The following is a 12280-nucleotide window of genomic DNA, read 5'->3' on the forward strand; positions in this document are numbered from 1 at the left end:
CTCATGAAATACGGTATTCTGATGTGACAAAACCTGAATCCTGGTCGTTAAAGTGTTTGTTTACACTCATATTTTAACTGTTAGGACTCAGGTTTTTTTATTTAAAGCAAACTATGGGACAGCAGTGGCACCGTAGTGCCCTTTCTCTTTTTTGCTCACTTATTTCAGGTTCAGCTGATATACCGCGGTGCTGCCGCTGAATTCATTGCCCACCACCAGTAATGGCTGGCCATTAGGCGAGTCCTTTGCCGCAATAAAGACCAGACCTTCCGGGCCTAAATCACCGGCCTGCCCCAGCTCAATTTGTTCAGTGCTCGCACTCATCTCACGGCTATTCAGATACTGCACAAAACTTGGTGCAGATGGAGTCGATACATCATAGACCATCACCCCGCCAGCACGTTCCAGACCAATAAAGGCAAAGGTTTTGCTGCCAATCTGGCCCAGCGTCACGCCTTCAGGTTCAGGGCCTTTGTTGTCACTGCGGTTATCCATGCCGGCTTCTTCATGGTTGGCATTGAAAATTTCCGGATGATGCTCGGCAATGTACTGCTCAAAATCATCCCCTGAATCCCAGACCCGTTCCAGACCGTTTTGCGCGCTATTTTCTGTCCAGATACTGACCGAGCGTGCACCAAAACTATAAAGATGGTCATATACCAGATTGCCGCGTTCATTCAGCTTTGGCGTACCATCGGCATTTTTCTGGTAGCCTTCAGTCCAGGTAATATTCAGACGACCCAGCAGATGATCTTTACGGCAGTCACCAGCATTGCCTGCCGTGGCACCGCAGTAGCCAAAATTGTCCGGATTCAGCTCGGCACCTTTGGCCAGCTGGCTTAAGTGTGCCGGTAAATCATCGCCTAAACGGCGGGCAAAGCCATCGGCATGTACCAGATGTTTCACTCGCCATTCTTCTACAAAACCTTTGCTGGTGTCGTTATTAAAATATTCTGGTGTGTCTTCACCCCAGGCGCGTGCATCGCCTTCATTGGCCGTCACAATATAGGTTTTGCCGGCCACGTCAAAGCTGGCAATCGCATCTGGCATATACAGACCGCGCACATTGGCCCAGGTCTGGATCTTAATACTGCCTGTCCCATCAACACCATCGGCATCGCTGACATCCATGCCATTGCCGTCCAGACCATGGTCTTTAAAGCCCAATGGATACACCGCCAGTACTTTGGCATTGACCACATCAATTTTGGCCAGCGCATTGTTTTCCTGCAATGCAGCCCAAGCCGTTTTGCCATCTTGCGATACCGTAATATATTCCGGTTCAAAATCCTGCGCCGCGGTCGCATTTGGCCCGAAAATACGCACGCCCTGGGCACGCAGCGCCGCTTCCTGACCATTAAAGGCTTTAAAGTCTGCAGTGCGGACCACAGGCGCTGTTAAATTACTCAGCTGAATCACGGAAATTGAACCTTCCGGATCAACCTGATAATCGTCCGATGGCTCACCTTCATTGGCCACCAGCAGGGTTTGACCATCCGGGCTAAAAGTCAGCATATCCGGTAAGGCACCGACCTGCACATGCGCCAGTTTGCTCAGATCTTTGGCCTGATACAGCGCCACATAACCCGGATCGGTTTTGACGGCAGCCTGAATCGCAATTGCCACAATACCGTTATGCACCGCGACACTGTTTACTTCTGCGCCTTCGGCAATATCATGGACCTGAATCTCGGCAATTTTAACCGGCTGATTTGGCTGGCTTAAATCGAGTACATCCAGCACCCCGGCCTGCGCATTGACCACAAACAGACGTTTGCTGGCGGCATCATAGGCCGGAATTTCTGCGGCACTTTCTGCAAAAATGCCCGACTGATAGGCCCCAATTTTGCTCAGTTCAATGGTATTTGGGGTTGGATCGACCGGTGCAGGACTGACCTGATCATCATCACTGTTACACGCTGCCATCCCCACGGCCAACATGGCCACCCAAAGTGATTTCAATTTTAATTTCATAGGTTTAATTTGATAGTGTTTAGAATATGAACAATTTATAAACATCCGGTTGCAGTGCCATGACGTTTTGATTGCAGTTTTCTGACAGGGTCAGGCCGTCACGCGGCAACGCTTTAGATACGATATCCGCGCCAGATTGTTTTACACTAGGCAAAATTCCACCATGCCCGCTAATTATGACTGCCACGCCAACCCATCAAGCCCTGCAACCCGAATTCAGATTGTTAGTGCTCTTGGTGTCGATTGGCTTTTTTATGCAGGGCCTGGATACCACCATCATCAACACCGCGTTGCCGGCCATTGCCGAGAATTTGCAGGAAGATCCGCTGCGAATGCACAGCGTGGTGGTGGCCTATGTATTGTCAGTGGCGGCCTGTATTCCCTTGAGTGGCTGGCTGGCCGACCGTTTTGGCGTGCGCAACACCTATTTTTCCGCCATTGTGATTTTCACCCTGGCCTCCATTGGCTGTGCCTATGCCAGCAGCCTGAATGAACTGCTGTTTTACCGGGTACTGCAAGGCATTGGCGGCGCGTTCTTATTGCCAGTTGGTCGTCTGGCGATGCTAAAAATCATTCCCCGCACCCAGTTTTTATCGGCCATGAGCCTGATGAGTCTGGCCGGTCTGATCGGCCCCTTAATTGGACCTACTTTGGGCGGCTGGCTGGTCGAAGTGGCCTCATGGCACTGGATTTTTCTAATCAATCTGCCGATTGGCATTTTAGGCGTCTTGATTACCTTTAAAGCCATGCCAAACATCACCGAGCCGAGCGTGCCGCAATTTGATTTCTGGGGATTTATCCTGTTATTGATTGCCATGGTCGGGCTGTCACTGGGCATTGAAAACGTGGCCAGTCCGCTGTACTCGCTGTGGTGGAGCATTGCGCTGGTCCTGCTCGGTCTGCTGAGTGCCGGCCTGTATGCCTATCATGCGCATACCCATCAGAATGCCCTGTTTCGCAGCAAGCTGTTCCGGCACCGGATTTATGCAATCGGGATTCTTGGGAACTCGATTGCCCGGCTGGCCGGCAATTCAATTCCCTTTTTACTGCCGCTGATGCTGCAACTGGCCTTTGGCTTTGAGCCCTTTGTGACCGGCCTGATGATGATTCCGACCGTACTCGGTTCGCTGGCCTCAAAACCGATCATTCGCCAGCTGATCCAGCGCTTTGGTTATCGTCAGGTGCTCATCACCAATACCTTGCTGGTCGGGGCCTGTATCGCCAGTTTTGCCCTGACCACGGCCGATACACCCATCTGGTTACGCGCGCTGCATTTCTTTATTTTCGGTCTACTCAATTCACTGCAGTTTGTATCCATGAACACCCTGACCTTAAAAGATTTACCGCAGCAAGATGCCAGCAGCGGCAACAGCTTCCTGTCGATGATCATGATGCTGTCCATGAGTATTGGCGTGGCCTTGGCCGGAACACTGGTCAACCTGTTTAGTGCCTATTGGGGACCGGAACAGGTGGTCGCAGCCTTTCATGCCAGCCTGATCTGTCTGGGCAGTATCAACCTGCTGGCTGCAATGATTTTCTGGAAAATTCCAAAAAACACCCCGGTCTAAAGCCGCGTGGAATGCTAGCCCCCGCGCAGCCTTCGCGTTATGATCAAAATTGAATTCCGAAGATCTGCCTTGCCTATGTCTGCACACCCTGCCCGCCGTTCTGTCCAGCCCCTGACCTATGCTGCGGTTGCCATCTGCGGCGTGGTGCTGATGGCGGCCTTGCTGTATTGGGGCGTGCTGCATACCCGGCCAGCCACCGCACAGGACTATCCGATTCAGGGCTTTGATGTTTCGCATCATCAGCAGCAGATTGACTGGCACAGGATTTCGCCGGAAAAATACCGTTTCGTCTATTTAAAAGCCACTGAAGGCGGCGATTTTAAAGACCGTAAATTTCAGGACAACTGGCTGGCCGCGCATGAACAGGGCTTTCTAGTCGGCGCCTATCATTTTTATCGGCTGTGTCGTAATGGTCAGGTGCAGGCGCAGAATTTTATTGACAGTGTCCCGAAACAGGCCAACAGCTTGCCGCCGGTGATTGATCTGGAATACGACAGCAACTGTATCAACACCTATACCCGGGAACAGTTACTGCATGAAATTGGGTTGATGCATGACGCGCTGCAACAGCACTATGGCAAACAGCCGATTTTTTACATTTCCAGGAATTTTTATAATATTGTACTGGTCAATCAGTTCCCGCAGGTGCCACTGTGGGTACGCGAATATCAGGGCAAACCGGCCTTAAGCGGTAATCCCGACTGGCTGTTCTGGCAATATAGCAATCGTGGCCAGATTCCCGGCATTGCCACTCCGGTCGATCTGAATGCCTTTTATGGCGATGAACAGGACTGGCAACAGTTTCTTAAGGCCAACCAGATTGTGGAACCATCTAAAAATAGCGTGGATACAACCCCTTAATACTCATACCAACAAGATAAAAATAAAAGCTGACAGGAATATTGTGCGAATGACACTGAAATACAAGATTTTGTCAGGTCTGCTTGGCCTGATGTTACTGCTAATTGCACTCATCATCTACATGCTGCAGCCCTCCGGCAAAGTGCAGGATTTCCAGCCGTGGCTGTATCAGCCGGCAGCAACTGCACCAGCGGGCTATACGGTCAAATTCTTTGGCGTATCGACCTTACTGTTTGATGATGGCCAGCAACAGCTGTTGATTGATGGCTTCTTTAGCCGGCCGAGTCTGAGTCAGCTGATGTTTGGTCAAATTAACAGCCAGCCAATCGTAATTGAACATGCGATTGAGCTCCATCAATTGCAACGAACGCAAGCCATTCTGGTGACACACTCGCATTATGACCATGCGCTGGATGTCCCTCTACTTGGCCAATTGCTGCCGCAGGCTAAAATTATTGGTTCCCGAAGCACGCTGAATATTGCCCGTGGTGCTCACTTGCCCGAAAGCCAGTTACAGCAGCTGGTACCTTTACAACCGATGCAGATTGGCAACTTTAGTGTCACCGCTTTCCCGTCCCAGCATACTCCGCCAACTGCAGTGAATAATGATCTGGGTGAGGAAATCCAGCAGCCACTGAGCCTGCCGGCACGGTTTTCGGAGTTTAAAGAAGGCCATAGCTTTGACTATCTGATTGAATATGAAGGTCATAAAAGTCTGGTCAAGGCCAGCACCGGTTTTATTCCCGAACAGCTCAAACAGCTACAGGTCGATCATCTGTTTCTGGGCATTGCCCAGCTGTCCAGGCAACCGGAACAGTATCAGCAGCAGTATCTGGCAGAAACCTTGCAGCACCTAAAACCCAAGGTGCTGATTCCCATCCATTGGGATGATTTTTTCCAGCCGCCAGAACAGCCGCTACAGTTTTTACCACATCTGGCCGATAATACCCCGAAGAGTCTGAATACCGTGATCAAGGCCGCAGCACAACAACAGACCCAAGTGCTGCTGCTCGATCAACCGTATGCTTATCCGCTAATGACAGCCACGGATGTCGCGCGTTAAGATGGTGCCATGAGAAAAATCATTCATATTGATATGGATGCGTTCTATGCCTCGGTCGAGCTAAAAGAGCGTCCAGAGTTACAACATCTGCCGGTGGTGGTGGCATCACATCATCCGCGTGCAGTGATTGTGGCCGCGTCCTACCCGGCGCGGGTGTTTGGGCTGCGCTCGGCCATGTCAATGAGTCAGGGCCGGAAACTGTGCCCGCAGGTGATTGTACTGGAACCGAATTTCCAGAAGTACCGGGAAGTGTCGGCACAAATCCATCAAATTTTTCAAAAATATACTGCAATCATTGAACCGCTGTCGCTCGATGAAGCCTATCTGGATGTTAGCGAAAACCTGCAGCAACTCCCCAGCGCCACAGAAGTGGCAATGCGCATCCGCGAAGATATTTTTCAGACCACCGGCCTGACTGCATCTGCCGGCGTGGCACCCAATAAATTTCTGGCCAAAATTGCCTCGGACTGGCATAAACCGAATGGCCTCTGCGTGATCAAGCCTTCGCAGGTGCAGACCTTTATTCAGGATTTACCCTTAAAGAAAATTCCGGGCGTGGGCAAGGTCATGCAGGAAAAGCTGAAGGCCTTGGGTCTGGAAACCTTGGGCGATCTGCAACAGGTCGAAGAAGGCCTGCTGATTCAACGTTTTGGTAAATATGGCAAACGCCTGTTTTTATATGCACAAGGCATTGATGAGCGCCCCGTTCAGGCCGAACGCAAACGCCAGCAGATTTCCAAAGAAATCACCTTTGATGATGATTATGTCCTCAGCCAATGCACGCCCTACTGGCCACAGCTGCTGCAACAGGTCTGGGCCAGTCTGGAAAAAAAGCAGCTCTGTGCCCGCGGCGTGTCAGTCAAACTGAAACTGAAAAACTTTCAGGTGTTGCAGCACAGCAAAAGCTTTCAGCATATTTTTACTCATCCGCAGCAGCTGGCACAGGCGCTACAACTATTAATTGAGGAAATGCATATTTCGCCTCAGGAACAGTTCCGGCTGATTGGCGTGGGGGTTTATCAACTGTCTTCACCAGCACAGCAGCCGCAGCTCAGTCTACTTTAGGCTTAAAATTGTGCAGGAATTGATCAAAAGAATAAAAATGATACAAAATGCGCTTCACAATGGGCAAAATTAGAGTAATCTATCTGCGCAATACATTTATCCATGTATGTGCTGAGATGCTGAAAATCACCTTTACTTTCAGCATGCTGTCCTGTGATTGGCGTGATGATCTATCCGAATATTACAGGACAACTCTGACGTTCCCATGGATGGCTGTATCGTCTCCCGCCTTGCTGTAACCTGCATCTTTTATCTAATTTTTATTTAGTATTATCCCGATCTATTCCCTTCAGATCACCGGATTTTTACGCTCTAATACTGTCCCTGCCGATTTAAACTCACCACAAGATTGATGGATTTCTGTACCAACTCCGGCAGCGCTGGTATTCTGTATTGGCGCTTCATGGCAATATAGTCACATTGCCGGAGCAGCCGAAGTGCTGCTTGCCCATCTACAGGATTTTGTTATGACCGTACAACGTTTACATGTCGCACAGCGCTATTCAGAAATTGCCATTTCAGGCCATCTGGTGCATTTGGCCGGACAGCTGGCAGAAGACACCAGCCTGGATATTCGCGGTCAGACCCGCCAGACCCTTGAGATAATTGACCGTTTACTGGCTGAAGCCGGCACCGATAAAAGTCATATCATGTCAGTCATGATTTTCTTAAAAGATATCGAGCAGGACTATGCTGCCATGAATGAAATCTGGGATGCCTGGGTCGCCGATATTGAAGCGCTGCCCCGCACCTGTGTGGAAGCCAAGCTGTATCAGCCCGAAGTCCTGGTTGAAATGACTGTGGTCGCGGTTAAACCATAAAAATTTGAGATAAAAAGCATCTGTTTAGATGCTTTTTTTCAACCCAACGCGCCCATTCTGCGCGCTGAGGCCGGATAGAACGCCAATTTCTTTTTTGGCAGATCAAGCGCCTCCAGATTTTCAGCGCCCTCCAGTAACCCAAATTCTTCACGCAATTGCTGATATTCCGGCACCTGATCAAAGCTGATTACGGTATAACCGGCCATCCGCAGCAATTCATTCTGATACTGAATATGCTGACGTTTTAAGGTCAGGGTATCATCCAGGGTAATCACGGCCAGTACCTGATAAGCATCATCCAGCACCACAAAGTCCGCCACCATATTGCGGTATTTATTGCGGGTACGCGGCAGTTTGGTGGTCAGTAGTGCATCAAAAGACACATGGGTCAGCACGGTATGGGTCGGTAAAATTTCTTTTAGCCGGGTATAGGTCAGCTGCTCATTCAAACTGAAAATAGCGCGGCGTTTCAGGGTGCTGTCGGTCTGGCGTTTAGCCTGAATGGCATGCCTGGCTGCCATGATCAGCAACCCTGCCAGAATAAGACTTGCGAGAATAATATAAACGGTCATGAGGTTAATCCTTTAATACTCTATTCTTATAATTTATTCGGTATCTCACCGATTATTTTTCAAATACAAGTATAACGTTTTGCTTATTATAAATAGGTTAAATTTAAGAAACTTAAAGCAATGCTGACGAAAGATGCATAAACACTGACAGTCTGTTGCAGAGCAAGTTTCCAGGAAAAACCATCTCCTTGTTTTTCCTCAAGCTAATGTATACCAACTTTTATGAGCTTCACAATTCTTTTCAAACCGATTGTCTGACAAATCCGACAAAATGTGCGCCAGAAAAAAGGACGCACTTGGCGTCCTTTCCTGATTTAAGCACGGGATTTTGGCTTAGACCTGCCTTTGGTCTTTGCGCCGCCAAATGGACGTTTTTCACCAGTTTCACGTGGTGGCAAACCAGTGTGCTGGGTCAACATCTGGCCTTTTTTCGGACGATTCGACTGACCCTGATTTTGGCCTTGACCACGGTTACCATGTTGACCGGTACGTTTCTGTGAATCTCCGGCCAGCGTCGAGTTTTTCTTACGCGCCGACTGATACTGTCCTTCCGTGCCTTGCGGCTGATAGGTCGGAATCAGATGCTGCTTGGAATTGCCAATCAAATCGGCACGGCCCATCTCTTTTAAAGCCTCACGTAACAATGGCCAGTTGTTTGGATCATGGTAACGCAAGAAGGCTTTGTGCAGACGACGACGTTTCTCACCCTTCACAATATCAACATCTTCGGTATAACGCGCCACTTTGGCCAGCGGGTTTTTACCGGTGTAATACATGGTGGTGGCGGTGGCCATTGGCGATGGATAGAAGGTCTGTACCTGATCGGCACGGAAACCATTCTTTTTCAGCCAGATCGCCAGGTTCATCATGTCGTAGTCGGTGGTGCCCGGATGCGCCGCGATGAAATACGGAATCAGATACTGTTCCTTGCCGGCTTCCTTGCTGAAACGATCAAACATTTGCTTGAAGCGGTCATAGGTACCAATACCGGGCTTCATCATCTTCGATAACGGACCTTTTTCGGTATGTTCCGGTGCAATCTTCAGATAACCCCCAACGTGGTGGGTCACCAGTTCACGCACATATTCCGGATTCAGTACCGCCAGGTCATAACGCAGACCGGAACCAATCAAAATCTTTTTAATGCCTTTAATCGCACGTGCTTTACGGTATAGCTGGGTCAGTGGTGCATGATCGGTATGCAGGTTCTGACACACGCCTGGGAATACACAGGACGGCTTACGGCAGTTCTTTTCAATTTCCGGATCTTTACAGTGCAAGCGGTACATGTTAGCGGTTGGACCACCTAAGTCCGAGATAATCCCGGTAAAGCCCGGTGCGGTATCACGGATTTTTTCCACTTCACGCAAAATCGACTCTTCCGAACGGTTCTGGATGATACGGCCTTCGTGTTCGGTAATCGAACAGAACGTACAGCCCCCAAAACAGCCACGCATGATGTTCACCGAGAACTTGATCATGTCGAATGCCGGGAAACGTGCATCGCCATAAGCTGGATGTGGCAGACGTGCATATGGCAGGTCAAACACATAATCCATTTCTTCAGTGGTCAATGGAATTGGTGGTGGATTAATCCAGACATCACGCTCGCCGTGTTTTTGCACCAAAGCACGTGCGTTGCCCGGGTTGGTTTCCAAATGCAGAATACGGTTGGCATGTGCATACAGCACAGGATCATTGGCCACGTCTTCAAAAGATGGCAAACGAATAACCGCCAGTTCACGTGGTGGCAGTTTATGCTTAATGGCTTTTGAGGCCGGTTGCAGCTGAACAATCTGCGTATCGGCATCCAGGTTGTCGCCTTCACGGACAATCGGATTGGCCACCATTTCTTTTTGGAAATTCTGGTACTGGCTTAAGCTGTTACCCTTTTCTTTTTCAACTTCACAGCCATCAATATCTTCGGTCATCACATAGGGGTTGATGATCGGATCGACACGGCCAATGGTATCGACATCATTGGAGGCGATTTCGACAAACTTGGCTTTGGCCGCACGGTTATGTTTATTGATAATAAAGGCAGTACCGCGCACATCGGTGATATCGGTAATTTTTTCGCCTTTGGCCAGACGGTGCATCACTTCAATAATGGAACGCTCGCCATTACCGTACATCAATAAATCGGCTTTTGAATCCATCAGAATTGAACGACGGACTTTATCTGACCAGTAATCATAATGCGCAATACGACGCAGTGAACCTTCGATCCCGCCAAGCAACACCGGCACATCCGGGAAGGCTTCACGACAGCGCTGGCAATACACGGTTGCAGCACGGTCTGGACGTTTGTTCGGGACATTGTCTGGTGAATAGGCATCATCCGAGCGGATTTTGCGGTCCGCGGTATAACGGTTGATCATCGAGTCCATATTGCCGGCGGTGACGCCCCAGGCAATATTCGGTTTACCTAAGGCACGAAAGGCCTCGACATTGGTCCAGTCAGGCTGCGCGATAATTCCGACCCGGAAACCTTGCGCTTCCAGAACACGGCCAATAATACCGGATACAAAAGATGGATGATCAATATAGGCATCGCCGCAGACCAGAATAAAGTCACAGCTATCCCAGCCGAGTTGGTCCATTTCCTCGCGTGACATCGGCAAAAATGGCGCGGGTTCAAAACATGACGCCCAATATTTGTCGTAATCAAACAACGCTTTCGGCGCGGTTTGAGCGGTATAAGCAGTAGACATGGCTAGCAATTCTCGGCTGGCAGATGGAAGATCAGAAAAGATCGAAAGATGAAAGCCGAGTATTTTAGCATGAATTCCAAGTGGCTTGCTTGATTATAATTTATACAAAATCAAGTTTTTAATTTTTAATCTGTGCCGTGGGTGCAGTGCTGCTTAATTTTTTCAGATATAGGGTCAATATCAGGCCCAACAACAGCAGACTTGCGATAAAGATCAATAAGCCAGGCCAGTCCCAGCGCTCCCAGATCAGACCGCTACCACTGCCGAGCACGCTCGAGCCCAAGTAATAGCAGAACAGATATAAAGATGAACCCACCGCCCGATACTGTAATGATTGCACCGTCACCCAGCTGCTACAAAGAGAATGTGCTGCAAAAAAAGCAAAGGTAAAAATCAGCAGCCCGACTAACACGACCGCCAGCTGATTCAGTAACATTAGCGCCAGACTGGCCCACATTACCAGCAGCATCAAGGGTAACACTTTTTCCCGGCCAAATTTTTGTCCCCACTTTGCCGCCCGTGGTGAACTGTAAATTCCAGCCAGATAGGCCACAGAAATCAGCCCGATCCAGGTTTGTGGCAAAGCAAAAGGGGCATCCAGCAGATGATAGCTCATGTAGTTAAATACCGAGACAAAACATCCCATCAGAATAAAGCCCTGAAGAAACAGAATTCTTAATTTTGGATCGGCCAGATTTTTGGCAAAGGCCTGTTTAAAACGCGACAATTGAATTGGATAGGACTGGAAATTCCGGGAATTGGGCAACAGCCAGTAAAACAGAATCGCAATCGCCAGGTTAATCACACCAATGATTAAAGTTGCATATTGCCAGGAAATAAAATCCACCAGGACTCCGGCAATTAAACGGCCACTCATGCCGCCAATTGCGGTGCCTGAAATATATAAGCCCATGGCAAAGCCAACATCTTTGGCCGCAATTTCTTCGCCAATATAGGTCATTGCCACCGCGGCTACCCCACTGACTGCCATGCCAATCAGGACACGGGTGCTGAGAAAAAATGACCACTGTGGCAATAAGGCACTGGCTATTAACAGTAAGGCCGCAGAGAACAATGCCACGACCATAATCTGTTTACGCCCGACCCGATCTGAAATCAGGCCGGTAAATAATAGAGCGGCGGCCAAAGCAAAGGTCGAAAAAGATAAGGGGAAACTACTTTGGGTCGGACTGACCTGAAAGAACTGGGCCAGAATCGGCATCATCGGTTGAACACAGTACAAGGCAGAAAAGGAGGCAAAACCGGCCAAAAACAAAGAGAGAAGAATGGCCTTAAACTGAGGAGAATCGTGCTCAATTTGCTGAGTCTGGCTTTGGGAATCTGACATATACACTCCAATTATGTTATGAGTATACGCCGGTTCCGGTTAAATTGGGGGCTTCAATTTCAACCGATTAAAAGCTGGTTTAAACGGAGAGAAGAACCCTCGATAAATTCTACTTTCTTAAGCACACAAATTTTCTGCATAAAAAAATCCCCCTGCTGTTTAAGCTAGGGGGATTTTGAATTAATGAGCTGGCGATGACTTACTCTCACATGGGTAACCCCACACTACCATCAGCGCTAAGAGGTTTCACTTCTGAGTTCGGGAAGGGATCAGGTGGTTCACTCTTGCTATTGT

General features: G+C 49.1%; 9 protein-coding genes and 1 rRNA gene. 5 read left to right on the forward strand and 5 right to left on the reverse strand.

From position 1 onward, the window contains the following. Positions 1-159: 159 nt before the first annotated feature. Entirely contained in the window at positions 160-1974 is a 1815-nt protein-coding gene (locus tag FTU50_RS14260; protein WP_218949234.1) for a choice-of-anchor I family protein, read from the reverse strand. A gap of 176 nt (positions 1975-2150) precedes the next feature. On the opposite strand from FTU50_RS14260, the gene mdtD reads away from it, so the two are divergent. From mdtD to FTU50_RS14285, 5 genes are all read left to right on the forward strand, one after another. After that, positions 2151-3542 (forward strand): multidrug transporter subunit MdtD, encoded by a 1392-nt coding sequence (gene mdtD / locus FTU50_RS14265; protein ID WP_005181486.1) that lies wholly within the window; start codon positions 2151-2153, stop codon positions 3540-3542. A gap of 75 nt (positions 3543-3617) precedes the next feature. Beyond that, positions 3618-4403 carry a GH25 family lysozyme gene (locus tag FTU50_RS14270; protein WP_180055224.1) on the forward strand — a complete coding sequence of 262 codons (786 nt, stop codon included), beginning with the start codon at positions 3618-3620 and terminating at the stop codon, positions 4401-4403. A 49-nt stretch (positions 4404-4452) separates the two neighbouring features. Further along, positions 4453-5466 carry an MBL fold metallo-hydrolase gene (locus FTU50_RS14275; protein ID WP_180047399.1) on the forward strand — a complete coding sequence of 338 codons (1014 nt, stop codon included), beginning with the start codon at positions 4453-4455 and terminating at the stop codon, positions 5464-5466. 9 nt (positions 5467-5475) lie between these two features. Further along, positions 5476-6531 (forward strand): DNA polymerase IV, encoded by a 1056-nt coding sequence (dinB, locus tag FTU50_RS14280; RefSeq protein ID WP_104472828.1) that lies wholly within the window; start codon positions 5476-5478, stop codon positions 6529-6531. Between the two features lie 467 nt (positions 6532-6998). Continuing rightward, on the forward strand, positions 6999-7352 hold the full coding sequence (locus FTU50_RS14285; protein ID WP_005181474.1) for a RidA family protein: 354 nt from the start codon (positions 6999-7001) through the stop codon (positions 7350-7352). A gap of 38 nt (positions 7353-7390) precedes the next feature. On the opposite strand, the gene FTU50_RS14290 is transcribed toward FTU50_RS14285, so the two are convergent. The 4 genes from FTU50_RS14290 to rrf form a co-directional block, all read right to left on the reverse strand. Beyond that, entirely contained in the window at positions 7391-7924 is a 534-nt protein-coding gene (locus FTU50_RS14290; RefSeq protein WP_005181471.1) for a DUF2726 domain-containing protein, read from the reverse strand. Positions 7925-8238: 314 nt separating this feature from the next. Beyond that, positions 8239-10638, reverse strand: a complete 2400-nt coding sequence (locus FTU50_RS14295; protein WP_168381991.1) for a YgiQ family radical SAM protein — start codon at positions 10636-10638, stop codon at positions 8239-8241. Positions 10639-10756: 118 nt separating this feature from the next. Next, positions 10757-11986, reverse strand: coding sequence for an MFS transporter (locus tag FTU50_RS14300; protein WP_180047398.1), 1230 nt, complete (start codon positions 11984-11986; stop codon positions 10757-10759). A gap of 186 nt (positions 11987-12172) precedes the next feature. Continuing rightward, a 5S ribosomal RNA gene (gene rrf / locus FTU50_RS14305) occupies positions 12173-12280 on the reverse strand; the annotation flags it as partial.

The sequence above is a fragment of the Acinetobacter sp. YH12112 genome, from assembly GCF_013418945.1.
GTDB classification, from domain to species: Bacteria; Pseudomonadota; Gammaproteobacteria; order Pseudomonadales; family Moraxellaceae; genus Acinetobacter; species Acinetobacter indicus.